This is a genomic window from Streptomyces sp. NPDC051315, assembly GCF_044455165.1.
Lineage (GTDB): Bacteria > Actinomycetota > Actinomycetes > Streptomycetales > Streptomycetaceae > Streptomyces.
On the sequence record NZ_JBITEN010000015.1, the window covers coordinates 35,644 to 59,225 of the forward strand.

The 23,582-nt window shown below is 73.4% G+C and carries 19 protein-coding genes; 4 read left to right on the forward strand and 15 right to left on the reverse strand.

Going from position 1 to position 23,582, the window contains the following annotated elements:
• Positions 1–19 precede the first annotated feature (19 nt).
• The 11 genes from ACIBBD_RS26505 to ACIBBD_RS26555 all read right to left on the reverse strand — a co-directional run bounded on the left by ACIBBD_RS26505 (position 20) and on the right by ACIBBD_RS26555 (position 15,264).
• A complete protein-coding gene (locus ACIBBD_RS26505; protein ID WP_399422052.1) occupies positions 20–586 on the reverse strand; it encodes a hypothetical protein in 567 nt (188 codons plus the stop codon).
• Positions 587–625: 39 nt separating this feature from the next.
• A complete protein-coding gene (locus ACIBBD_RS26510) occupies positions 626–1,258 on the reverse strand; it encodes a TetR/AcrR family transcriptional regulator (RefSeq protein ID WP_399422053.1) in 633 nt (210 codons plus the stop codon).
• A complete protein-coding gene (locus ACIBBD_RS26515; RefSeq protein ID WP_399422054.1) occupies positions 1,246–1,989 on the reverse strand; it encodes an enoyl-CoA hydratase family protein in 744 nt (247 codons plus the stop codon). The genes ACIBBD_RS26510 and ACIBBD_RS26515 overlap by 13 nt, the downstream gene beginning before the upstream one ends.
• Positions 1,986–3,557, reverse strand: a complete 1,572-nt coding sequence (locus tag ACIBBD_RS26520) for a 4-coumarate--CoA ligase family protein (protein ID WP_399422055.1) — start codon at positions 3,555–3,557, stop codon at positions 1,986–1,988. Before ACIBBD_RS26520 ends, ACIBBD_RS26515 begins: the two co-directional genes overlap by 4 nt.
• Before the next feature lie 36 nt (positions 3,558–3,593).
• Complete coding sequence (locus ACIBBD_RS26525; protein WP_399422056.1) at positions 3,594–4,721, reverse strand: acyl-CoA dehydrogenase family protein; 1,128 nt, start codon at positions 4,719–4,721, stop codon at positions 3,594–3,596.
• An 81-nt stretch (positions 4,722–4,802) separates the two neighbouring features.
• Positions 4,803–6,656 carry a biotin carboxylase N-terminal domain-containing protein gene (locus ACIBBD_RS26530; protein ID WP_399422057.1) on the reverse strand — a complete coding sequence of 618 codons (1,854 nt, stop codon included), beginning with the start codon at positions 6,654–6,656 and terminating at the stop codon, positions 4,803–4,805.
• Between the two features lie 9 nt (positions 6,657–6,665).
• The gene (locus ACIBBD_RS26535; protein WP_399422059.1) at positions 6,666–8,264 is read right to left on the reverse strand and encodes an acyl-CoA carboxylase subunit beta; all 1,599 of its coding nucleotides are present in this window, start codon (positions 8,262–8,264) and stop codon (positions 6,666–6,668) included.
• Entirely contained in the window at positions 8,261–9,943 is a 1,683-nt protein-coding gene (locus tag ACIBBD_RS26540) for an acyclic terpene utilization AtuA family protein (RefSeq protein WP_399422060.1), read from the reverse strand. The genes ACIBBD_RS26535 and ACIBBD_RS26540 overlap by 4 nt, the downstream gene beginning before the upstream one ends.
• Positions 9,940–10,722, reverse strand: coding sequence for a TIGR03084 family metal-binding protein (locus tag ACIBBD_RS26545; RefSeq protein WP_399422061.1), 783 nt, complete (start codon positions 10,720–10,722; stop codon positions 9,940–9,942). Before ACIBBD_RS26545 ends, ACIBBD_RS26540 begins: the two co-directional genes overlap by 4 nt.
• A 150-nt stretch (positions 10,723–10,872) precedes the next feature.
• Positions 10,873–11,805, reverse strand: coding sequence for an EamA family transporter (locus tag ACIBBD_RS26550; RefSeq protein ID WP_399422062.1), 933 nt, complete (start codon positions 11,803–11,805; stop codon positions 10,873–10,875).
• A 561-nt stretch (positions 11,806–12,366) separates the two neighbouring features.
• Entirely contained in the window at positions 12,367–15,264 is a 2,898-nt protein-coding gene (locus ACIBBD_RS26555; protein WP_399422064.1) for an FAD-binding and (Fe-S)-binding domain-containing protein, read from the reverse strand.
• A gap of 142 nt (positions 15,265–15,406) precedes the next feature.
• On the opposite strand from ACIBBD_RS26555, the gene serC reads away from it, so the two are divergent.
• Positions 15,407–16,525 carry a phosphoserine transaminase gene (serC, locus tag ACIBBD_RS26560; RefSeq protein WP_399422065.1) on the forward strand — a complete coding sequence of 373 codons (1,119 nt, stop codon included), beginning with the start codon at positions 15,407–15,409 and terminating at the stop codon, positions 16,523–16,525.
• Positions 16,526–16,616: 91 nt separating this feature from the next.
• Here the strand turns inward: serC and ACIBBD_RS26565 are convergent, their stop codons facing one another.
• The 3 genes from ACIBBD_RS26565 to ACIBBD_RS26575 all read right to left on the reverse strand — a co-directional run bounded on the left by ACIBBD_RS26565 (position 16,617) and on the right by ACIBBD_RS26575 (position 20,195).
• On the reverse strand, positions 16,617–18,143 hold the full coding sequence (locus ACIBBD_RS26565) for a cellulase family glycosylhydrolase (RefSeq protein ID WP_399422066.1): 1,527 nt from the start codon (positions 18,141–18,143) through the stop codon (positions 16,617–16,619).
• A gap of 250 nt (positions 18,144–18,393) precedes the next feature.
• A complete protein-coding gene (locus ACIBBD_RS26570; RefSeq protein WP_399422067.1) occupies positions 18,394–19,215 on the reverse strand; it encodes an ABC transporter permease in 822 nt (273 codons plus the stop codon).
• Positions 19,212–20,195, reverse strand: coding sequence for an ATP-binding cassette domain-containing protein (locus tag ACIBBD_RS26575; RefSeq protein WP_399422068.1), 984 nt, complete (start codon positions 20,193–20,195; stop codon positions 19,212–19,214). Before ACIBBD_RS26575 ends, ACIBBD_RS26570 begins: the two co-directional genes overlap by 4 nt.
• A 90-nt stretch (positions 20,196–20,285) precedes the next feature.
• On the opposite strand from ACIBBD_RS26575, the gene ACIBBD_RS26580 reads away from it, so the two are divergent.
• Positions 20,286–21,107 (forward strand): TetR/AcrR family transcriptional regulator, encoded by an 822-nt coding sequence (locus ACIBBD_RS26580; protein ID WP_399422070.1) that lies wholly within the window; start codon positions 20,286–20,288, stop codon positions 21,105–21,107.
• Between the two features lie 16 nt (positions 21,108–21,123).
• On the opposite strand, the gene ACIBBD_RS26585 is transcribed toward ACIBBD_RS26580, so the two are convergent.
• A complete protein-coding gene (locus ACIBBD_RS26585; protein ID WP_399422071.1) occupies positions 21,124–22,104 on the reverse strand; it encodes a WD40 repeat domain-containing protein in 981 nt (326 codons plus the stop codon).
• An 88-nt stretch (positions 22,105–22,192) separates the two neighbouring features.
• Between ACIBBD_RS26585 and ACIBBD_RS26590 the strand changes: the two genes are divergently transcribed.
• Positions 22,193–22,870, forward strand: coding sequence for an SGNH/GDSL hydrolase family protein (locus ACIBBD_RS26590; protein WP_399422072.1), 678 nt, complete (start codon positions 22,193–22,195; stop codon positions 22,868–22,870).
• 120 nt (positions 22,871–22,990) lie between these two features.
• Complete coding sequence (locus tag ACIBBD_RS26595) at positions 22,991–23,578, forward strand: Uma2 family endonuclease (RefSeq protein WP_399422073.1); 588 nt, start codon at positions 22,991–22,993, stop codon at positions 23,576–23,578.
• Positions 23,579–23,582 lie beyond the last annotated feature (4 nt).

Genomic DNA, 23,582 nt, shown 5'->3' on the forward strand with positions numbered 1-23,582 from the left:
CGGCCCGCGGGCCGTCTCCTCACACCTTGCCGGGGAGGAACGCCGTGCGGTGCCCGCCCAGGAGCTCGGTGACGCGGGCGCGGAACGCCTCGCTGAGCGACGGCCAGTTCCAGAACTGGAAGCCGAGGTGGACGAAGGCCAGGTGGTCGTCGGTCCAGTCCCAGTCGGGCAGCGGGACCGACACGCCGCAGGAGGCGCATTCCGCGTCGGCCGTGCCCGTCGCGTACCAGGCGTCGACCACGGTGGACAGGTACGACGACCAGACCCGGTCGTCGGGATCGCCGGCCGTCCCGCAGCGTGGGCAGATCGCGGTGGAGCCCTTCGTGGCGTGGTAGTTGCTGTAGAAGACGTGGCGCTCGGTGTGGACGGCGACGCCCTCCGGCGCGCCCCAGCGGGCGTCGGTGACCGCCTTGTGCCAGTGCGGCCCCGGCGGGTGGGCGGGATGGTCCCCGAGGGCCCAGCCGGGCTCGGCGTCGGCGAGGACGATGCCCTCGGCCACGAGCCACTCCACCACGGGCCGCGCGAGGACCGCTGCGTCCCGCGGTCCCGCGTCGCGGTCGACGATCGTCTGGAAGGTGCTCCCCATGCCCGCACGGTAGGCCCCGCCACTGACAGCGGGTCCGGCTCAGCCGGTGGCGGGCCGGCCCAGCGTCTCCTCCAGCAGCGCCGCCCACTGGGTCACGACCCGCTCACGGCGCGGGCGGTCGTCGGTGAGGAGGTTGGCGAGACCCAGACCGCGGGCCATGTCGAGCAGGCCCTGGACGGTCTCGCGGACGCCGGGGCGGGACTCGTCGGCGCCGAGCAGCTCCACGGCGATGCGGTGGGTCTCGCGGCCGACGCGGGCCTCGAGTTCGGTGACGCGCGGGCGCAGTTGCTCCTCGTTCGACGCGGCCACCCACAGGTGCAGGGCCGCGCGGAAGAGTGGGCCGGTGTAGAGGTCGACGAGGGCGGAGACGACCGCCTGCCGGTCGCCCGCGGCGCCCTGGGGGAAGAGGGCGCGCAGCGCGAGGGAGCGTTCCTCGGCGACGTACTCGACGGCGGCGGTGAACAGGTCCTCGCGGGTGGGGAAGTGGTGCTGGGCGGCGCCGCGGGAGACGCCCGCGCGTTCGGCGACCACCGAGACCGTGGAGCCCGCCCAGCCGTGCTCGGCGAGGCAGGCCACGGCGGCTTCCAGGAGCCGCTGCCGGGTGGCCCGGCTGCGGTCCTGCTTGGGGGCGCGGTCGCCCGGGCCACGGTCGACCGTGGTCACAGCACCCATGAGGGTTCCCGTCGTTCGAGGAAGGCCGTCATCCCTTCGCGGGCGTCGGGCTGGGCGAACAACGCGGCGGAGAGCCTGTTCATCTCGCCCGCGTCCTCGGCGAAGGCCTCCAGCACTGTAGCCGTGAGCAGTTCCTTGGTCCGGGCCAGGGCCCCGGGTGCGGCCCTGCGCAGGCCGTCGAGGACGGGGGCGAGGGCCTCGTCCGGGTCGTGGCCGCCGGCGGCCACGGTGACCAGGCCGATGCGGGCGGCCTCGGTCGCGCCGAAGGTCTCGCCGGTGAGGCAGTAGCGGGCGAGGGCACGCGGGTCGACGCGGGGCAGCAGCGGCAGGGAGATGACGGCGGGCGCGACGCCGATGCGGACCTCGGTGAACGCGAAGGTCGCCGCGTCGGAGGCGACCGCGATGTCGCAGGCCCCGAGCAGGCCCAGGCCGCCCGCCCGGACGTGCCCGGCGACCCGGGCCACGACCGGCTTGCGCAGCCGGACGATGTCCTCCAGGAGGGCGGTGAGCGCCTCGGCGGGCGGGGGGTCGCGCAGGTCGGCGCCCGCGCAGAAGGTGGTGCCGGTGTGGGTGAGGACGACGGCGCGTACGGCGGGGTCCCGGCCGCACCGGCCGAGCGCGTCGGTCAGCTCGGCGACGAGCGGGCGCGACAGGGCGTTGCGGGTGTCCGGTGAGTCGAGGCTGAGGGTCTCGACCCCCCGCGCGCGCGTGCGGCCGATCAGTGACGTCATGGGCGGGCCTCCCTGAGCTGTCGGCGGAGGATCTTCCCGGAGGCGGCGCGGGGGACGGCGTCGATGAAGGTGACGTGACGGACGCGCTTGTAGGGGGCGACCCGTTCGGCGACGTAGATGGCTATCTCTCCTTCGGAGAGGCCGGGGGCGGTGGGCTGGCGGACCACGTACGCGTGGGGCACCTCGTTGCCGTCGGCGTTGTACTCGCCGATGACGGCGGCGTCGGCGATGCCGGGGTGGGTGAGCAGCAGTGCCTCCAGTTCGGCGGGGGCCACCTGGAAGCCCTTGTACTTGATGAGTTCCTTCACGCGGTCGACGACGAAGAGCCAGCCGGCCTCGTCGACGCGGCCGACGTCGCCGGTGTGCAGCCAGCCGTCGCCGTCGATCAGGGCGGTGGTGGCGTCGGGGCGGCCCAGGTAGCCCTTCATGATCTGCGGGCCCCGGATGAGGATCTCGCCGGTCTCGCCGACGCCTAGGTCCTCGGTGGGGTCGTCGAGGGAGACGATGCGCATCTCGGTGCCGGCGATGAGCTTGCCGACGGTGCCGGCGGGGGCGTCGGCCATGGCGTCGAGGGGGACGACGTGGGTGCCGGGGGACAGTTCCGTCATGCCGTAGGCCTGGCCCACGGGCGGCAGGTTCAGGCGCCGGGAGCAGGCGGCGGCGAGGTCGGCGTCGAGGGGCGCGGCCGCGCTGATGACGTACTTCAGGGAGGACAGGTCGTACTGGGCGACCGCCGGGTGTTTGGCGAGGGCCAGCACGATCGGCGGGGCCACGTACAGGGCGGTGATGCGGTGGTTCTGGAGGGCGGCGAGGAACGTCTCCAGGTCGAAGCGGGGCAGGACGACGACGGTGGCGCCCATGCGCAGCGGCGCGTTCATCAGGGCGGTGAGGCCGTAGATGTGGAAGAAGGGAAGGACGGCGAGGACGCGGTCGCCGGGGCCGGCCGGGATCGCCGGTTCGAGCTGGGCGAGGTTGGTGGCGATCTGCCGGTGCGTGAGCATCACGCCCTTGGGGACGCCGGTGGTGCCGGAGGAGTACGGCAGGGCCGCCACGTCCTCGACGGGGTCGAGGACGATCCGCGGCTCGGGGGCGGCCGAGGCGAGCATGTCGATCAGGGAGCGGTGGCCGGGGGCGCTGTCGCAGACGAAGATCTCCCGGACGCCACCCGCGATGCCGGCGGCCCGGCGGGCCGTCTCCAGCAGCGGCGAGACGGTGACGATCCAGCGGGCGGCCGAGTCGCCGAGCTGGTTGGCGAACTCCTCGGCCGTGGCGAGCGGGTGCACGGTGGTGACGGTGGCTCCCGCGCGGGTGGCCGCGTAGAACGCGGTCGGGAAGGCGATGGTGTTGGGGCTGTGCAGGGCGAGGACATCGCCCTTGCGGACTCCGGCGTCGGCGAGGCCCGCGGCGATCCGCCGGTGGAAGCGGTCGACCTGTTCGTAGGTGAGGGTGGTGCCGTCGGTGCCGTCGACGAGGGCCGGCAGGTCGCCGAACTCGGCGGCGCGGCCCAGCACGGCGTCGTGGATGGGGAGGTCTACGGGCGGGACGTCTGCGTACTCGCTGCGGAACATGGTCCTCCTCGCGCGACTGGCACAACTCGGCGCGGTTCAGTACGACTTGGGCAGGCCCAGGGTCCGGTGGGAGACGTAGTTGAGAATCATCTCCCGGCTCACCGGGGCGATACGAGCCACGCGCGCCGCCGTGATCAGCCTGGCGAGGCCGAACTCGCGGGTGAGGCCGTTGCCGCCGAGGGTGTGCACGGCCTGGTCGACCGCCCTCGCACAGGCCTCCCCGGCCGCGTACTTCGCCATGTTGGCGGCCTCGCCCGCCCCGACGTCGTCCCCCGCGTCGTACAGGTGGGCCGCCTTCTGCATCATCAGGCGGGCCAGTTCGAGGTCGATGTGCGCCTGTGCCAGGGGGTGGGCGATGGCCTGGTGGGCGCCGATGGGAGTCTTCCAGACGGTGCGCTCGCGCGCGTAGGAGACGGCTTTGGCGAGGGCGTGGCGGCCCATGCCGATCGCGAAGGCGGCCGTCATGATCCGCTCCGGGTTCAGGCCGGCGAAGAGCTGCAGGAGCCCGGCGTCCTCGTCGCCGACGAGCGCGTCGGCGGGCAGCCGTACGTCGTCCAGGACCAGCTCGAACTGCTTCTCATCGCTGTGCAGTTCCATGTCGATCCTGCGACGCGAGAAGCCGGGCGCGTCACGCGGGACGATGAACAGGCAGGGCTTGAGCCGGCCGGTGCGGGCGTCTTCGGTGCGGCCGACGATCAGGGTGGCGTCGGCGATGTCGACGCCCGAGACGAAGACCTTGCGGCCGGTCAGCAGCCAGTCGGCGCCGTCGCGGCGGGCGGTGGTGGTGATGCGGTGGCTGTTGGAGCCGGCGTCGGGCTCGGTGATGCCGAAGGCCATCAGCCGGGTGCCGTCGGCCAGCGCGGGGAGCCACTCCTGTTTCTGGGCTTCCGTGCCGAAGCGGGCGATCACCGTGCCGCAGATCGCCGGGGAGACGATCATCATGAGGAGGGGGTTGCCGGCGGCGCCCAGCTCTTCGAGGACGAGGGAGAGTTCGGTGATGCCGCCGCCGCCACCGCCGTACGCCTCCGGGAGGTTGACGCCGATGTAGCCGAGCTCGGCGGCTTCTCGCCAGAGGCTCTTGGAGTCGTGCGCGTGGGTCGCGGCGAAGGACGACACGGCCGCGCGCAGTGCCTTGTGCTCGTCGGGTTCGATGAGGGCGGTCATGGTGCTCCTTCGGCTGCGGGTTCGTGGTGGCTGGTCGCGCTCACGCGGCGGAGCCGCAGGTCAATGGCGGTCCCGCGCTCCTCAGAGGTCGGACTCCCGCACCACCGCCAGGAGCGTCCCCATCTCCACTTGCTGTCCTTCCGTCACCGGCAACTCCGTCACCGTCCCCGTCACCGGGGCCGCGATGACGTGTTGCATCTTCATCGCTTCGAGCCAGACCAGCGGTTCGCCCGCTCGGACACTCGATCCGGTGATGAGACCGTCCGCCAGCTTGACGACGGTGCCCGGCATCGGGGCCGGCAGGGAGCCGGGGGCGTGCTGGGCCTCCGGAGCGGGGAAGCGGGGCAGGGCCGTGAGCGCGGTGGTGTTGACGTGCACCTGATCGCCGTAGCGGGCGACCTCGAAGCGGCGCCGTACGCCGTCGACCTCCAGGACGACCAGGGCCGGGTCCGCGTGCACGACCAGGACGCCCTCGGCCGTCGGGCCGGTGCGCCCGTACGCGTAGCCGACCTCGATCTCCTCGCCGTCCACCGCGTACCGCTTCACCTGCGGCTGCGAGGGCAGGTTGCGCCAGCCGCCGAAGCGGGAGCGGCCGTGCGCGTCGGCGAGGGCCGCCGCCAGCGGGGCGTACGGGTCGGGGGCCGGCTCGGTGAGCGCGGCGAGGTGGCGTTCGTAGAAACCGGTGTTCATGCGGGCCGAGGCGAACTCCTCGTGGCGCAGGGAGCGGATCAGCAGGTCGCGGTTGGTCACCGGACCGTGGATCGTGGCGCGCTCCAGGGCGCCCGCCAGTTTGCGGACGGCCTCCGCGCGGGTGGGGGCGTGGGCGACGACCTTGGCGAGCATGGGGTCGTAGTGGACGCCGATCGCGTCGCCGTCGGTGTAGCCGGTGTCCAGGCGGACGCCCTCGGGGACGGCGAGGCGGTGCAGGGTGCCGGTCTGGGGGGTCCAGTCGTGGGCCGGGTCCTCGGCGTAGAGGCGGGCCTCGACGGCGTGGCCCCGCGCGCGGGGCGGCTGCGGGGCGAGGGCGTGGCCCTCGGCGACGCGGAGCTGTTCGGCCACCAGGTCGAGGCCGAAGACGGCCTCCGTCACCGGGTGTTCGACCTGGAGGCGGGTGTTCATCTCCAGGAAGTGCGCCCGGCCGTCGGCGACGAGGAACTCGACGGTGCCGGCGCCGACGTAGTCGACGGCGCGGGCGGCGCGCACGGCCAGCGCGCACACCTCCTGCGTGAGCTCCTCGGACAGGGCGGGCGCCGGCGCCTCCTCGATCACCTTCTGGTGGCGGCGCTGGAGGGAGCAGTCGCGGGTGCCCAGTGCCCACACCGTGCCGTGCGCGTCGGCGAGCACCTGCACTTCCACGTGGCGCCCGTCCTCGACGTACGGCTCGACGAAGACCTCGCCGTCGCCGAAGGCGCTCGCGGCCTCGGCGCGCGCGCTGTCCAGCGCGGCGCCCAGCTCATCCAGGCGGCGTACGACGCGCATCCCGCACCCCCCGCCGCCCGCGGCCGCCTTCACCAGCACCGGCAGGTCGGCCTCGGTGAGCGCGTCCGCGCGCAGGGGCGTGAGTCCCATGAGCGCCTTCGCGCGGGTCTTGGACGCCATCGCCTCGATCGCCTCCGGCGGCGGCCCGATCCAGACCAGGCCGGCGTCGAGGACGGCGCGCGCGAAGTCGGCGTTCTCGGAGAGGAAGCCGTACCCCGGGTGCACGGCGTCCGCGCCCGCCGTCACGGCCGCCTTCACGATCAGGTCGGCCCGCAGGTACGTGTCGGCGGGCGCCGAGCCCGGCAGGCGTACGGCCGTGTCGGCCACGCGCGCGTGGAGGGCGTTCTCGTCGGCGTCCGAGTGCACGGCGACCGTCCGGATGCCCAGCTCACCGCAGGTGCGGAAGACGCGGCAGGCGATCTCGCCGCGGTTGGCGGCGAGCACTGAAGTGATCACGTGGGTTCCTCACATCCGGAAGACGCCGAAGCCGCCCCGCGCTCCCTCGTAGGGCGCGGTGTGGACGGCCGACAGGCACAGGCCGAGGACGGTACGGGTGTCGCGCGGGTCGATGACGCCGTCGTCGTAGAGCCGCCCCGACAGGAACATCGGCAGGGACTCCGACTCGATCTGCTGCTCGACCATCGCGCGCAGGGCGGCGTCGGCGTCCTCGTCGTACGGCTGCCCCTTCGCGGTGGCCGACTGGCGGGCGACGATCGACAGGACGCCCGCGAGCTGCTGCGGGCCCATGACGGCCGACTTGGCGCTGGGCCAGGCGAAGAGGAAGCGGGGGTCGTAGGCGCGCCCGCACATGCCGTAGTGGCCGGCGCCGTACGACGCGCCCATGAGCACGGACAGGTGCGGGACCCTCGAGTTGGCGACCGCGTTGATCATCATGGCGCCGTGCTTGATGATGCCGCCCTGCTCGTACTCCCTGCCGACCATGTAGCCGGTGGTGTTGTGCAGGAAGAGCAGCGGGATGTCGCGCTGGTTGGCGAGCTGGATGAACTGGGCGGCCTTCTGCGACTCCTCGCTGAACAACACGCCCCGGGCGTTGGCCAGGATGCCGACCGGGTAGCCGTGCAGGGTCGCCCAGCCGGTGGCCAGGCTCGTCCCGTACAGCGGCTTGAACTCGTCGAAGTCGGATGCGTCGACGATGCGGGCGATCACCTCACGCGGATCGAAGGGCGTGCGCAGGTCGCCGGGGACGATGCCGAGCAGCTCCTCCTCGTCGTACTTGGGAGGTGCGGCCGGACCGGGATCCTCGTACGCCTTGCGGTGGTTGAGGCGGGCCACCACCCGCCGGGCCTGCCGCAGCGCGTCCCGCTCGTCGACGGCGAAGTGGTCGGCGAGGCCCGACACGCGCGCGTGCATCTCCGCGCCGCCCAGGGACTCGTCGTCGCTCACCTCGCCGGTGGCCATCCTGACCAGCGGCGGCCCGCCGAGGAACACCTTCGCCCGCTCCTTGACCATGATCGCGTGGTCGGACATGCCGGGGATGTACGCGCCCCCGGCGGTGGAGTTGCCGAAGACGACCGCGACGGTCGGGATCCCGGCGGCGGACAGGCGGGTCAGGTCCCGGAAGACGGCGCCGCCGGGGATGAAGATCTCCTTCTGCGACGGCAGGTCGGCGCCGCCCGACTCGACCAGGCTGATGCAGGGCAGCCGGTTGGCGAGGGCGATGTCGTTCGCGCGCAGTGCCTTCTTCAGGCTCCAGGGGTTGCTGGCGCCCCCGCGCACGGTCGGGTCGTTGGCGGTGATCAGGCACTCGACGCCCTCGACGACCCCGATGCCGGTGACGAGCGAGGCGCCGACGGTGTACTCGCTGCCCCAGGCGGCCAGCGGCGACAGTTCCAGGAAGGGGGTGTCGGGGTCGAGGAGCAGCTCGATGCGCTCCCGGGCGAGGAGCTTGCCGCGCGCGCGATGCCTGGCCACGTACTTCTCCCCGCCTCCCGCCAGCGCCTTGGCGTGCTCGGTGGCCAGCTCGTCGAGCTTGGCGAGCATGGCCTCGCGGTGGGCGCGGTGGTCGGGGCCGCGCGGGTCCAGGGCGGACGTGATGACCGTCAAAGGAGGGCCTCCGGGATGTCCAGGTGGCGGGAGCGCAGCCATTCGCCGAGCGCCTTGGCCTGCGGGTCGAAACGGTGCTGCGCGGCGACGCCGTCGCCGAGGATGCCCTCGACGACGAAGTTCAGGGCGCGCAGGTGGGGCAGGACGTGCCGGGTGACCGTCAGGTCGCGGCTCTCCGGGATCAGCTCCCGGAAGCGGTCGGCGGTCAGCGCGTGCGCCAGCCACCGCCAGGCCTCGTCCGACCGCGCCCACACGCCCACGTTGGCGTCGCCGCCCTTGTCTCCGCTGCGGGCGCCGGCGACGAGTCCGAGCGGGGCGCGCCGCACGGGCCCCGGTGGCAGCGGTTCGGGGAGGGGCGGGTCCGGCACGTCCTCGAGCACGCGGGTGTCGGCGGCCGGGGGGACGGGGATCCGGCGCCCGTCGTCGAGGACCGCGAGGTGCGTGACGGCGTCCTGGGGGACGTGGGCGGCCTCGAAGACGCCGTAGGGGGACCCCTTGCCGGGCGGCGCGAGCACATGGAACCCGGGGTAGCCGGCCAGCGCCAGCTCCACGGCCGCGCCGCTCGCCGCCCGCCCCACGACCTCCTGGCGGTGATCCCGTACGACGAGCCGCAGCAGGGCGCTCGCGGTCTCCTCGGTGGCGGCGTCGCGGCGGTCGGTGCGGACCAGCTCCCACCGCACCTCGGCCGGGCGGGACGGGGCGAGGGCCTCCGTCATCTGTTCCCGCACCAGCGCGGCCTTGGCCTCGATGTCGAGGCCGGTGAGGACGAAGACGACCTCGTTGCGGAAGCCGCCGAGACGGGTGCGGCCGACCTTGAGGGTCGGGGGCGGCGCCTCGCCGCGCGCGCCTTCTATCCGCACCCGGTCGGGGGCGTCCTGGGTGAGCCGTACGGTGTCCAGCCGGGCGGTGACGTCGGGTCCCGCGTACCGGGCGCCGCCGGTCTCGTACAGCAGCTGGGCGGTCACCGTGCCGACGTCGACGAAGCCGCCCGTCCCCGGGTGCTTGGTGATGACGCAACCGCCGTCCTCGTGCAGCTCGGCGAGGGGGAAGCCGGGCCGGCGGACGTCACCGGCCCGTTCCCGGAAGAAGGCGTAGTTGCCGCCGGTGGCCTGTGTCCCGCACTCCAGGACGTGCCCGGCGACGACGGCGCCCGCGAGCCGGTCGTACTCCGTGGGCCCCCAGCCGAAGTGGGCGGCGGCGGGCCCCGTGACGAGGGCCGCGTCCGTCACCCGTCCGGTGACCACGACGTCGGCGCCCTCCTTGAGACAGGCGGCGATGCCGAAACCGCCGAGGTAGGCGTGGGCGGTGAGGCTGTCGGGGTACCGGGCGCCGAGGTCGTCGCCCTCGACGTGCGCGACCCGTACGGGGATGCCGAGCCGTCGGGCCGCCTTCCGTACGGCGTCGGCGAGTCCGGCCGGGTTGAGGCCGCCGGCGTTGGTGACGATCCGCACGCCTCGGTCGTGGGCGAGGCCGAGGCACTCCTCGAGCTGGCGCAGGAAGGTGCGCGCGTACCCGGCGGACGGGTCCTTCAGCCGGTCGCGTCCGAGGATCAGCATGGTGAGCTCGGCGAGGTAGTCGCCGGTGAGGACGTCGAGTTCGCCGCCGGTGAGCATCTCGCGCATCGCGTCGAAGCGGTCCCCGTAGAAACCGGAGGCGTTGGCGACGCGCAGGGCCCTCATCGCCCGGTTCCCTTCGGCGGGCGGCCGGAGCCGGGCGGTCCCGCGAAGGCCTGGGCGATGTCCAGCCAGCGGTCGGCGTCGGGACCGTGCGCCCGGAGGGCGAGGTCGGCGCGGTGGGCGCGGTGGGTGACCAGGAGGCAGAAGTCGAGGGCGGGGCCGGTGACCCGCTGGGGGGCGTCCTCGGGGCCGTACGCCCACGACTCACCCGACGGGGCGGTGAGTTCGACGCGGACGGCATCGGTGGGGACGGGGAGGCCGTGGACACCGAAGGCGAAGTCACGGGTGCGGACCCCGAGCCACGCGATGTGGCGGATGCGGTCGGTGGGAACGCGGGTGACACCCAGGGCGTCGGCGACGTCCTGGCCGTGCGCCCAGGTCTCCATGAGGCGGGCGGTGGCCATGGAGGCGGCGGACATGGGCGGGCCGTACCAGGGGAACCGCGTCCCGGCGGGCGCCGCGCGCAGGGCGTCCGCCAGGGCCTGTCGTCCGGTCCGCCAGTCGGCGAGGATCCGGCCGGGCGGCCGGGCGGCCCCCTCCTCCGCCCCCTCGTCGACGAACCGGTCGGGCGCGGCCAGCGCCTTCTCGACCTCACGGGCGAAGGCCTCCTGGTCCGTCACGGCGAGGAACGCGGCCCGGTCGGTCCAGGCGAGGTGCGCGATCTGATGGGCGACGGTCCAGCCGGCGGCGGGCGTGGCGAGCGCCCACTCCTCTTCCGCCAGCTCCCCGACGAGCGCGTCGAGTTCCTCGCTCTCCCGCTGCAGATCGCCGAACACGTCCACGGTGACGCTCCCTCGGGGCACGACGGTGTGTGCTCGGGAGCATGCCAGTCACCCCAGAAACAAGCAAGCATGCTTGCATTTTTTGGCGGAGTGGGTGCCATGACTGCCGGTGGGTGTGAAAGAAGGGAGGGAGCCGACGGACCGGAGCCGTCAGGCGGCCGGCTTGGCCGCCGCCCTCCGTCCCACCTGCGTCCGTACCGCCCCCATGCTCGCCGCGATGACGAGGGCGACCGCGGCGGCCTCCGTGACGGACAGGGCCTGACCGAGGACGAGGAAGCCGGCCGTGGCCGCGAGGGCGGGCTCCAGGCTCATGAGGACGGCGAAGGTGGAGGCGGGCAGGCGGCGCAGGGCGAGGAGTTCGAGGGTGTACGGCAGGACGGAGGACAGCAGGGCCACCGCCGCGCCGAGGCCCAGCGTCACCGGGTCGGCCAACTTGGCGCCCGACTCGGCGATGCCCAGAGGCAGGAAGAGCAGCGCGCCCACCGCCATTGCCAGGGCGAGGCCGTCGGCCTGCGGGAAGCGCCGGCCCGTACGGGCGCTGAAGACGATGTACGCCGCCCACATCGCGCCCGCGCCCAGCGCGAAGGCGACGCCCGCCGGGTCGAGGCCGCCGAACCCCCCTCCACCGAGCAGGAAGACGCCGGCGAGGGCCAGCCCGGCCCAGACGAGGTTGACCGCCCGACGCGAGGCCAGGACGGAGAGGGCCAGGGGGCCGAGGACCTCCAGGGTGACCGCCGGGCCGAGCGGGATGCGGGCGACGGCCTGGTAGAAGAGGCCGTTCATCGCGGCCATCGTGACGCCGAAGACGACGACCGTGCCCCAGTCGGCCCGCGAGTGCCCCCGCAGGCGGGGCCGGCAGACCAGGAGGAGCACGACGGCCGCGACGAGCAGACGGAGGGCCACCACGCCCAGCGCGCCCGCCCTCGGCATCAGCGTCACCGCGAGCGCCCCGCCGAACTGCACGGAGACGCCACCGGCGAGCACCAGGCCGACGGGCCCGAGGGAGCCGAGGCGGCCCGGGCCGCGCACCGCCCCGGCTGCCGCGTCGGACCGGGTGGGTGTGACGGTGTCGGAGGTACTCACGGGCGGTCCTGGGGCTCGTCTCGGAAGGGGCGTACAGCGTGCGGACAGAGGGGAGTGTTCATCCCGATGTACTGCTGAGTGCAGGGTAATGGACTTCAGTCAGGTGTGTGAAGTAATTACGCGCCTGACCCGACGGCGTCTCGGATACCGGACGGCACCTTGGCGTCATGGGGTCGTCCTCTCCGGCATCTCGACCCGGGCCGCCCGGCGGCCCGACCAACCCGCCCGGACGCCCAGCCCGCCCCTCTTCGGTCCGCCCCGCCCTCCCCGGCGGCCCGCCCCACTCCACGCGGCCGGCCGTCCCCTCCCAACAGCCCCCGCTCCCACCACACGGCCCGGCCGACCCCTCCCGGCCCCCGGTCGCGCCGCCGGCGAGCGAGCCGGTGCCCGCGGCCGTACGGCAGATCAGGCGCGCGCCCCCTCACACCCGCCCGCGCCCCACGCCCGACCCACACCCGGCCACGCCGCACGTCCGCCCCACGCCCGACCCACACCCGGCCACGCCGCACGTCCGCCCCGCATCCGGCGCCCCACAGTCGGCCACGCCCCGCCCCCGCCGCCTCAGCCCTCCGGTCCGTCCGCCGGCCCCTCGGCCAGTCCTTCCGCCAGTACCTCCGCCAGGTGCCGCCCCCGCACTCCCGCCAGTTGTTCCAGCTGGGTCCGGCAGGAGAAGCCGTCCGCCAGGACCACCGCCTCGGCCGGTGCCGCGCGCACTGCCGGCAGGAGCTGTTCCTCCGCGCACGCCCTGGACACCTCGAAGTGCCCTGCCTCGAACCCGAAGTTGCCGGCGAGGCCGCAGCAACCGCCGCTCAGGTCGCCGGTGAGGCCGGCGGCCTCGCGCAGCCGGCGGTCGGCCGTGTCGCCCAGGACCGCGTGCTGGTGGCAGTGGGTCTGACCGACCGCCGGGCGGTCCAGCCGGGGCGGTCTCCAGTCGGGGGCGTGCCGCTCCAGGGCCTCCGCCAGGGTCAGGACGCGGGCGGCGAGGCGGGCGGCGCGCGGGTCGTCGTGCAGCAGCTCGGGGAGGTCGCCGCGCAGGGCGGCCGCGCAGCTCGGTTCCAGCACGACCACCGGGGCGTCCGTCTCCAGCACCGGCTCCAGCAGCTCCAGGGTGCGGCGCAGCACCCCGCGCGCCTGGTCCAGCTGGCCCGTGGAGATGTACGTCAGGCCGCAGCAGACGCGGCTGTGACGGGCCGTGAGGAGGGCGGCCGCGGACCTCGACCGGGCGTCCCCGACCGGCCGGCCGCGCATCCGCAGCGTCGGCGGCAGCGCCACCCGCAACCCGGCCGCCTCCAGAACGCGTACGGCCGCCCGTCCCACGGAGGGCGAGAGGTACTCGGTGAAGGTGTCCGGCCACAGCACGACCAGCGCGCCCCCGTCCGCGGCGGAGCCGGCCGTCCTCGCCCGCCCCCGCCTGCGCCACCACCGGCTGAACGGCTCCGTCGCGAGGCGCGGGATGTCCCGTTCCGGCGCGATCCCGCCGAGCCGCTTGGCCAGCCACGCCAGGGGTACCACGGCCGCCAGGGAGTTGAGCAGCGGTGCCGCGCGCGTACGGCCGGCCCAGGGCAGCCACTGCGGCAGGCGGCCCATGGAGTAGTGGGCGGCCGGGCGGCGGCGGCCCGCGTAGTGGTGGTGGAGGAACTCGGCCTTGTAGGTGGCCATGTCGACCTCGACCGGGCAGTCGGAGCGGCAGCCCTTGCAGGACAGGCACAGGTCGAGGGCGTCACGGACCTCCGGGGAGCGCCAGCCGTCGGTGACCAGCTCGCCCGCCAGCATCTCGTGCAGCAGGCGGGCCCGCCCGCGCGTGGAGTGCTCCTCGCGGCCCGTCGCGCGGTACGACGGGCACATCACGGCCGGCCCGGCCGCCGTCGTCGTACGGCACTTGGCGACGCCGACGCAGCGGCGGACCGCGGCGGAGAAGTCGCCGTGGTCACCGGGGTAGCCGAAGACCACGTCGACGGGCTCGCGCGGGAGGACGGAGAAGCGCAGGCCCGAGTCGAGGGGCGCGGGGCGGACCAGCATGCCCGGGTTGAGCAGGTCGTCGGGGTCCCAGACCGCCTTGGCCCGGGCGAAGAGGTCCACCATCTCCTCCCCGTACATGCGCGGCAGCAGCTCGGCGCGGGCCTGCCCGTCGCCGTGTTCCCCGGACAGCGAGCCGCCGTGCGCGACCACGAGGTCGGCCAGTTCCTCCGAGAAGCGGCGGAAGCGGGCGATGCCGCTCTCCGTGAGCAGGTCGAAGTCGATGCGGACGTGGATGCACCCGTCCCCGAAGTGCCCGTACGGCGTGCCGCGCAGGCCGTGGGCGGACAGCAGGGCGCGGAAGTCCCGCAGGTAGGCGCCGAGCCGGGCGGGCGGGACCGCGCAGTCCTCCCAGCCGGGCCAGGCCTCGGAGCCGTCCGGCATCCGGGTCGCCGTACCGCTGGCGTCCTCCCGGACCCGCCACAGGGCGCGCTGCCCGGCCGGGTCGGTCACCACGGCCGCGTCGACGACGTCCGCCGCGCGCACGATCGCCTCCGCACGCGCGCGTGCCTGCGCCGCCGACTCCCCGCCGGTCTCCACGAACAGCCAGGCCGCGCCGCGCGGCAACCCCGCCGCGGACGGCACCAGGTCGGCCGCCATCCCCTCCACCGTCAGCGGCCCGTACGGCAGCAGCCCGGCGGCGGCCTCGGCGGCGGCACCCTCGTCGGGGTAACCGAGCACCGCGAGCGCACGCGCGCGGGGGTCCTCGACGAGGCCGACCACCGCCTCCGTCAGCACGGCCAGGGTGCCCTCGGAGCCGCAGAGGGAGCGGGCGACGTCGGCGCCCTTCTCCGGCAGCAGCGCGTCCAGCGCGTACCCGGAGATACGGCGGGGCAGGTCCGGGAAGCCGGTGCGCAGCCGCGCCAGCTCGCCCTCGACGAGGGACCGCAGTCCGTCCGGAGCCCCGGCCCACCCCGGTCCGAGCCGCAGGCGCTCACCGCGCGCGGTGATGACGGACAGCTCGCGCACACTGTCCGCGGTCGTCCCCCACGCCACCGAGTGCGCGCCGCAGGAGTTGTTGCCGATCATGCCGCCGAGCGTGCAGCGGCTGTGGGTGGAGGGGTCGGCTCCGAACCGCAGCCCGTGCGGGGCGGCGGCCTCCTGGAGCCGGTCGAGGACCAGTCCGGGCTGCACGACGGCCGTCCGCGCGACCGGGTCCAGGGCGACCAGCCGGTTCAGGTACCGCGTGAAGTCCAGGACCACGCCCGTGCCCGTCGCCTGGCCCGCGATCGACGTGCCCCCGCCCCGGGGGACGACCGGCACGCCGTGGGCCCGGCACACCTCCAGGACGGCCGCCACGTCGTCGGCGTCGCGCGGGGCGACGACGCCCAGGGGGACCCGCCGGTAGTTGGACGCGTCCATGGTGACCAGCGCCCGGGAGGTGGTGTCGAAGCCCACGTCACCCCGGACGGCCCTGCGCAGCTCGGCCTCGAGATCCGTCATGCGTCCAGGATGCACCTCGTCACTGACAGTGACGGAGGAGCCGGTCGCCTCGTAGGTACGCACAGGTCCGAACGCCGGATGTCTCGTCTCATCGAACGGACACGTTTCCGGACCGTTTCCGCTACGGGATACCCTCCGGATCGTGGCTGAGATCCGGATTCCTGCTGACATCAAGCCCGCCGACGGTCGATTCGGCGCGGGCCCCTCCAAGGTGCGGGTGGAGGCGCTGGACGCCCTGGCCGCCACCGGTACGTCCCTCCTCGGCACCTCCCACCGCCAGGCCCCGGTGAAGAACCTGGTCGGCCAGGTCCGCGAGGGCATCGGCGAGCTGTTCCAGCTCCCCGACGGCTACGAGGTGATCCTCGGCAACGGCGGCTCCACCGCCTTCTGGGACATCGCGACGCACGGCCTGATCGAGAACAAGTCGCAGCACCTCAGCTTCGGCGAGTTCAGCTCCAAGTTCGCCAAGGCCGCCAAGCTGGCCCCCTGGCTCGCCGAGCCCACCGTGATCTCCTCCGACCCGGGCACCCACCCCGCGCCGGAGGCCGAGGCGGGCGTCGACGTCTACGCCTTCACGCACAACGAGACGTCCACCGGTGTCGCCGCCCCCGTCCAGCGGGTCGAGGGCGCCGACGAGGGCGCGCTCGTCCTCGTGGACGCCACCTCCGGCGCCGGCGGCCTCCCGGTCGATATCGCCGAGACCGACGTCTACTACTTCGCCCCGCAGAAGTCCTTCGCCTCCGACGGCGGTCTGTGGATCGGTGTCTTCTCCCCGGCGGCGATCGAGCGCGCCGAGCGCGTCCACGCGTCCGGCCGCCACATCCCGGAGTTCTTCAGCCTGCCCACGGCGATCGACAACTCCCGCAAGAACCAGACGTACAACACCCCGGCGCTGGCCACCCTCTTCCTGCTGAACCAGCAGCTGGAGTGGATCAACGGCCAGGGCGGCCTCGACTGGTCGGTCCGCCGCACCGCGACCTCCGCCCGCACGCTGTACGGCTGGGCCGAGGACGTCAAGTACGCCAACCCCTTCGTCGCCGACCCGGCCAAGCGCTCCCAGGTCATCGGCACGATCGACTTCACCGACGAGGTCGACGCCGCGGCCGTCGCCAAGGTCCTGCGCGCCAACGGCATCGTCGACACCGAGCCCTACCGCAAGCTCGGCCGCAACCAGCTGCGCGTCGCCATGTTCCCGGCGATCGACCCGGCGGACGTCGAGGCCCTGACGAAGTGCGTCGACTACGTGATCGAGAAGCTGTAGTCGTCACCTCCACGGCGGTGAAGGGCGCCCGGCGAACACCGGGCGCCCTTCTCCGTGTCACGGCACGGCGGGCCGGGGCCCGGACGGCTTCCTAGGTCGCCGTGCAGCTCACGCTCGGCGCACCGCCGCCGCCGGGCGCGCCGCCGAACCCGAAGCTCGCCGAACCGCCCGCCGGGACGGCCCCGTTGTGGGCGGCGTTCACGGCCGTCACCGTCGGTCCGCTCTGGGTGTACGACGCGTTCCACATGCTGGTGACCCGCTGGGCACCGCTCCAGGTCCAGGTCACCTTCCAGGAGGAGAGCGCGGTGGTCCCGGTGTTGGTCACCTTCACCTCGGCGTTGAAGCCGCCGCCCCAGTCGCTGCTGACGGTGTACGCGGCGGCGCAGGCGGCCGTGCCGCCGCCCGGGTCGCCGCTCCCCGTCCCCGGCGGGAAGCCCGGAGCCTTGATGCTCGCGAGGTAGCCGTCCTTCACCGTGTCCACGGTCGTCCAGTCGTCCTTGAGGATCCCTCCGGTGTCACCGGAGTTGGGGTTCCAGGACCAGAACGTCCAGTGGAAGGAGTCGGCGCCGTGCGCCGAGGTGGAGCGCAGGTAGTTCACCAGGGCGGACAGCCACCGCTGGTCGACCGCCGGCTGGAGGGTCGTACCGAACTCGCCGAGCCAGACGGGGGCGATGTCCTGCTGGAAGATGTAGCCCCAGTACTTGTCCCAGATGCCGGGCATGTTCGCCGGGAACGACGGGTCGCTGAACCAGCTCTGCTGGGCGACGCTGGTGGCGTAGTCGTGGGCCGAGTAGACGAGCCGGTTCGCCACGTCGAGGCGGACGGGGTACCGGGCGACGCCCATCAGGTTGCCGCCCCACCAGCCGGAGACGCCGTCGAAGGTCTGCACGCCCTCCACGAAGACCAGGAGGTCGGGGTTGACGGAGAGGACCGCGTTGCCGGCCCGTTCGGCGGCCAGGCGCCAGTCCCTGGTGGTGTCGCCGCAGCCCCAGCAGGCCGGGTCGTGGGGCTCGTTGTGGAGGTCGATGCCGACGACGGTGGGGTCGCCCCGGTATCGGGCCGCCAGGGACTTGAGGTTGGTGATCCACGTGGACTCGGGGACCGCCGGGGTGTACCAGAGCGCCGACTGGCCGGCCGCGTCCGGGCGGTGGCGGTCGAGCACGACCTTCAGGCCGCTCTGACCGGCGTACGCCACGATTCTGTCCAGGACCTGCAACGACGTCAGCCCTCGCAGGTCCGCGTTCTTGCCGTCGAAGGTGATGCTGTCCGGCATGGTGCCGGGCTTGAGGATGTCGTCGCTGAACGGGATGCGCAGGGTGTTGTAGCCCAGCGACTTCATCTGGTCGATCATGCTCTTGTAGTCGCGGGCCCACAGGCCGTGGACGACGTGGTTGCCGGTCTCGAAGCCGAACCAGTTGATGCCGGCGATCCGGACCGGCTGCCCGGCCGCGTCGAGGATCTGGCGGCCACTGGTGTGCCAGTATCCGGCGCCCGCGTCGGCCGCGCCGGCCCGCGCCGCCGGGGTGCCGGCCGCGTGGGCGGACTGCGCGCCCGCCGCCAGCGGTAACAGCAGGGCCGCGACGACGGCGCACAGCGCTCTGCGCAAGTTGCGGAACATGTCGCTGCTTCCTCTCGGGGGAGGCGCGGGTCCGGAACATATGGGAGCGCTCCCACAACACCGCGCACCCCCCAGGAAACTGACACAACATGACCTCGTCAAGAAGCTGGACCACACTCCGGGTGAGGCCGCCCGGCAGGTCGGCGCTCCGGCGCCGAGAGCGACGGCACCCGGGGAGGGTGCCGCCCGCACGGCGCCGAAGGCGGCGGCACCCGGGAAAAGGTGCCGCCGCCGCTCCTTCCGCCGCCCCTCACCGGCTCAGCTTCTGGAACCTCCGTACCGCCAGCGGCAGGAAGATCACCGTCAGCACCACCGGCCAGACGCCCGCCATCAGCAGCGCGTGCTGCTCGACCCAGGAGTCGCCGCCGTCACCCGGCGCGCCGAACAGGTCGCGCGCTGCGGCGGCGGTGGAGGAGACGGGGTTCCAGGCGGCCACGAAGCCCAGCCAGTCCGGCATGAGCTGGGGCGCGACGAAGATGCTGGAGATCATCGTCAGCGGGAAGGCCACCGCGAACAGTCCGCCCGCCGCCTCCGGGTTGGGAACCAGCAGTCCCAGCCACACCCCGATCCAGATCAGCGAGAAGCGCAGCCACAGCAGCAGTCCGAAGGCGGCCAGGAAGCCCCAGCCCCCGTCCGGCCGCCAGCCCATGGCGAGCGCGGTCAGCATCATGATCGCCAACTCGGCGCAGGCGATGACCAGATCGGTCACCCCGCGTCCGGCGACCACGGCCGAGGAGGCCATCGGCATGGAGCGGAACCGGTCGATGACGCCCTTGGTGGAGTCGTGGACCACGAGGGTCGCCGTGTTGATGAAGCCGAACGCCATCGTCATCACGAACATGCCCGGCATCAGGAAGTCCTTGTAGTCCCCGCCGCCGGGCACCTGCATCGCGCTGCCGAAGACGTAGCCGTAGAGCAGGACGGAGAGGATCGGGAAGCCCAGTTGCCAGGCGATGTTGATCGGCTGGCGCTGGTAGTGGGTCAGGCCGCGGCGGACGATGTTCCAGCAGTCGGCCAGCAGCCAGTACACGCGGCCGCGGCCGCTCTTCGGGGCGAGGTCGAGGGTGCTCACGCGGCGGCCTCCTTCTCCCGCTCTTCCCGCGAGACGTCCGTACGGTGCCCGGTCAGGCGCAGGAACACGTCGTCGAGGCTGGGCCGGCGCAGTCCGATGTCCTCGACGGGCACGCCCTCGTCCTGGAGGGTGCGCGCCACCTCGGTGAGGGCGGCGACCCGGTCGGTCACCGGCGCGTGCACCCGCGACTCGGCCTCGTCCGCCTCGGGTTCGCCGTCCGAGACGCGCGCGACGACCTTCACCACGCGCGGGATGTCGGACCGCTCGGCGACCACGACCTCGACGCGGTCCCCGCCGACACGGTTCTTCAGTCCGTCCGGGGTGTCGTCGGCGATGGCCCGCCCCTGGTCGATGACGGTGATCCGGGAGGCGAGCCGGTCGGCCTCCTCCAGGTACTGCGTGGTCAGCAGCACGGTCGTGCCGCCCGCCACCAGCGCCCGTACGGACTCCCAGACCTCGCCGCGGCTGCGGGGGTCGAGGCCCGTGGTCGGCTCGTCGAGGAACAGGACGGCGGGGGCGAGGATCATCGACGCGGCGAGGTCGAGGCGGCGCCGCATGCCGCCGCTGTACTTGCCGACGCCCCGGTCGGCCGCGTCGGTCAGGTCGAACTGCTCCAGCAGCTCGGCCGCCCGCGCCCGCGCCCGCTTCCCGCCCAGGTGGAACAGCCGCCCGAACATCTCCAGGTTCTGCCGTCCGGTGAGCACCTCGTCCACGGCCGCGTACTGCCCGGTGAGTCCGATCCGGGCGCGGACCTCGCGCGGCTGGCGGGCGAGGTCCAGGCCGGCCACGCTCGCCCGGCCGCCGTCCAGCCGGATCAGCGTGGACAGGATGCGCACGGCGGTGGTCTTGCCGGCTCCGTTCGGCCCGAGCAGGCCGTGCACGGTGCCCTCTCGGACGGCCAGGTCGAAGCCGTCGAGGGCGCGTTTCTCGCCGTACCGCTTCTGAAGTCCCTCGGCGTGCACGGCGTATCCGTCGCTCATGGGTCCCCCTTCCACTCAACTGAGTACACCGTACCCGATTGCGCGTACGACGTACTCAGTTTTTTGCCGCGGGGATCTAAGCTGGTCCGCATGACGAGCGGTACGGGCAGTGCGGGCGGTACAAGCGGTACGGGCGGTACGGGCGGTACGGAGACCAGCGGCAGCGGGGACATCGTGCGCACCCTCGAACTGCTGTGGGACACCGGCCGGCGCCCCAGCCGCGGCCCCAAGCCCGGCCTGACGCTGGACCGGATCGTGGAAGCTGCCGTCCACGTGGCGGACACCGAGGGGCTGGAGGCGCTGTCCATGCGCCGGGTCGCCACCGAACTCGGCACCGGCGCCATGTCGCTGTACCGCTACGTCCCCGGCAAGGCCGAGCTGCTCGACCTCATGCTCGACCGCGTCCAGCGCCCCGGCGACCCGGCCCAACTCGGCGACGGCGGCTGGCGGTCCGCCCTGGAGGCCATGGCGCGCGCCACCCTCGCCCTCTACCGCCGCCACCCGTGGCTGCTCCGGATCAACCAGAGCCGCCCGCTCCTCGGCCCGAGCGCCCTGGACGGCTTGGAGGCGGTGCTCTCCCGCATCCGTCCCATGGGCCTGACCGACTCCGAGCTGGTCTCGGCGGTCGTCATGGTCGACGGGTACGTCGTCGGCGCCGCGCGCACGCAGGTGTACCAGGAGGAGGCGGAGCGCAAGTCGGGCCAGACCACCGCCGAGTTCTACGCCGCCCAGGCCCCCTTCCTGGAGAAGATCATGGCCACCGGCCGCTATCCCGTCCTCGCCTCCCTCGCCGAGGACACCTGGAGCCCCGACTTCGACCACTTCGAGTTCGGGCTCCAGCGGATCCTGGACGGACTGGAGGTACTGGTGGAGCGGCGGCGGGGCGAGGCCACCGCCCGCCCCGCGCGCTGATCCCGGGGCGCTCGCCTCAGCGGCGCCGGAAGACCCGCCGGAAGCCGAGGAGCGCGACGCACACGACGGCCACGGCCAGGGCGCCCATCGTCACGTTCCCGCTCGTCCCCTCACCGTCGTCGCCGTCACCGGAGGCCGCCGGACTGCCGTTCCCCGCAGGCGAATCGGCGGAGTCCGAGGCCCCGGGCGCGTCCTCCGCCCGCACCCCGCTGCCGGTGCCCTCGGTGCCGTACATCAGCTTCGTGCCGTCGGCCGAGTACGTCACGGACTCGCCCTGCTGCTGCAGCGGCACGTCGAGCCGCTCCAGCCGCTCGGGCCTGCCGTCGTTCCAGTCGTAGAGGATGCCGCCGAAGTAACCCCGGACGGCGAGCCGCCGGCCGTCGGGGGAGAACGCGGCGTCGGTGGCCCACAGGTCGATGGGGGCGACGGGCCGGAAGACGTTCGTGCCGGAGGAGGAGAGTGTGGCCGGGCCCTCGTACAGGTGGCCGCCGTCCTCCTGCTTGTCGATGAGGTAGACGCGCCCGGTCGTGGGGTGCACGACGAGCGACTCGGCGTCGCGGGAACCGTCCGAGTACGTCACCACGTACTGGGTGGCCCGGACCGCCTGGTCCTTGAGCGTCTTGGGCTCGGGCAGCCGGTAGACCCACACGTGGGGCCACTGGACGCCGTCGTTGTCGCCGATGTCGCCGACGTAGAGCTGGTTGTCCGGGCCGATGGCGATCGCCTCGACGTCGCGCGGGGTGCCCACGCCGGTCAGGGTGATCGTGGCGACCGTCCTGCCGGTGGCGCTGTCGACGGCGTAGAGGTAGGCGCCGGTGTCCTGGTCGTTGTGGGTCCAGTAGACGCCGGGGTGCTGGCGGGAGGCGGCCAGGCCGCTGGACTCGGTGATGCGGGAGTCCTCGATCGTGAAGCTCTTGTCCCCGTCGGCGGCGGAGGCGGGCGCCGCGAGGGCGGCCACGAGCAGGGCCCCGGCAAGGAGGGCGAACGGTCGGCGCATGCCCCAAGCCTGCCACCCCGGCCGCGTTTTCCGGCGTGGTGGCAGGCCTCACACCCCACGCGTCACCGTGATCCCTCATGATGAGCGGATGCTCAGGTTCATGCCCGTCGGTGACTCCATGACGATCGGCAGTGCCGGTGAACACACCTGGCGTTACCGGATGTGGCAGCACCTGTGCGCGACGTACGCGGGCCCGTTCACGCTGGTCGGCCCCCGCGAGACGCTGTACGACAAGGCGACGGACGCCCCCACGTCGTACGCGTACGCCGAGCCCCGTTTCCCCCGTCACCACCTGGCCGGCTGGGGCGAGGGCTGGCAGCACATGGCCCCGCTGATCGGCGAGGCGGTGCGCGGGTGCCGGGCGGACGTCCTGCTGGTCTCCCTCGGCCTGATCGACCTGGGCTTCTACACGAACGCCGAGCAGACGGCGGAGAACGTCCGCGCCTTCATCGCCGAAGCCCGGGCGGCCAACCCGCGGCTGGGCATCGTCCTCCTCCCCGTCATCCCCAACATCCGCGCCACCGCCGACGCGCCCTTCGCCGCCCAGGTCGCCCGCTTCAACGAGCTCCTGGCGAAGACGGCCGCCGACCTCGACGAACCGGCCTCCCCGCTCCTGACGGCCTCGGTCCCGGAGTCGTACGACATCCACACCGACACCTACGACGGCACCCACCCGAACGCGAGCGGCGAGCACAAGCTGGCGGCCGCCTTCGCGGAGGCGATGCACCAGGCGTGGGGAGTGGGCGGGCCGTACGGGCCGGCCTGAGCGGCCCTGGGCGCACAACGGGGGCGCGCGCGGGAGTGCGCCGTGTGACCTCGTCACCGTGCGTATCGTTGCACCGCGCGGCTGCGCTCGTCCGTGAGGCAGCCGAGGAGGAGCGCCACGATGACCGTCCTTGAAGACAGGATCGCGATGGCCGAGAGCGCCAGCACGAGCACGCTCGACGAGATGTTCGAGCGGCTCGAGAAGATGCCCGTCCCCGAGGGGTACAAGGTCGAGATCGTCGAGGGGACCGTCTACATGGCGCCGCAGCTGGACACCCACTGGGAGATCATCCTGGACTTCGTCGAGCAGCTGCGGACCAAGTACCCGCGCACGCGCGTGAGGTCCGACGTGCGCGTCGACTACCCGGGGCACCTCAACGGGTTCGCGACCGATGTGACCGTGATGACCGAGGGCGCCGCCAAGACGGAGGACGGACGCTGGCGCCACCAGGACGTCGAGTGCGTCGCCGAGGTGATCTCCAAGGGGGCCGCCGCCAACGACTACGGGCCGAAGAAGACCGCGTACGCCACCGCCGAGGTCCCCGTGTACGTCATCGCCGACCCCTACCAGGGACGGTGCCACGTCTACACCGACCCCAAGAAAGGCGACTACCAGATCGAGACCACGGTCACCTTCGGCAGGGATCTGGACCTCACCGGCACCGTCGTCGGCCTGCCCCTCACCACCGGCGAGTTCCCCCGCGGCTGACCGG

What these genes read in the sequence shown, in the direction of transcription:
- ACIBBD_RS26540 (WP_399422060.1), bottom strand. Translation starts at nt 9,943, where the DNA reads ATGAGGGCCCTGCGCGTCGCCAACGCCTCCGGTTTCTACGGGGACCGC.
- ACIBBD_RS26510 (WP_399422053.1), bottom strand. Translation starts at nt 1,258, where the DNA reads ATGGGTGCTGTGACCACGGTCGACCGTGGCCCGGGCGACCGCGCCCCC.
- ACIBBD_RS26575 (WP_399422068.1), bottom strand. Translation starts at nt 20,195, where the DNA reads ATGAGCGACGGATACGCCGTGCACGCCGAGGGACTTCAGAAGCGGTAC.
- ACIBBD_RS26505 (WP_399422052.1), bottom strand. Translation starts at nt 586, where the DNA reads ATGGGGAGCACCTTCCAGACGATCGTCGACCGCGACGCGGGACCGCGG.
- ACIBBD_RS26565 (WP_399422066.1), bottom strand. Translation starts at nt 18,143, where the DNA reads ATGTTCCGCAACTTGCGCAGAGCGCTGTGCGCCGTCGTCGCGGCCCTG.
- ACIBBD_RS26580 (WP_399422070.1), top strand. Translation starts at nt 20,286, where the DNA reads ATGACGAGCGGTACGGGCAGTGCGGGCGGTACAAGCGGTACGGGCGGT.
- ACIBBD_RS26585 (WP_399422071.1), bottom strand. Translation starts at nt 22,104, where the DNA reads ATGCGCCGACCGTTCGCCCTCCTTGCCGGGGCCCTGCTCGTGGCCGCC.
- ACIBBD_RS26520 (WP_399422055.1), bottom strand. Translation starts at nt 3,557, where the DNA reads ATGTTCCGCAGCGAGTACGCAGACGTCCCGCCCGTAGACCTCCCCATC.
- ACIBBD_RS26555 (WP_399422064.1), bottom strand. Translation starts at nt 15,264, where the DNA reads ATGACGGATCTCGAGGCCGAGCTGCGCAGGGCCGTCCGGGGTGACGTG.
- ACIBBD_RS26595 (WP_399422073.1), top strand. Translation starts at nt 22,991, where the DNA reads ATGACCGTCCTTGAAGACAGGATCGCGATGGCCGAGAGCGCCAGCACG.
- ACIBBD_RS26525 (WP_399422056.1), bottom strand. Translation starts at nt 4,721, where the DNA reads ATGACCGCCCTCATCGAACCCGACGAGCACAAGGCACTGCGCGCGGCC.
- ACIBBD_RS26515 (WP_399422054.1), bottom strand. Translation starts at nt 1,989, where the DNA reads ATGACGTCACTGATCGGCCGCACGCGCGCGCGGGGGGTCGAGACCCTC.
- ACIBBD_RS26590 (WP_399422072.1), top strand. Translation starts at nt 22,193, where the DNA reads ATGCTCAGGTTCATGCCCGTCGGTGACTCCATGACGATCGGCAGTGCC.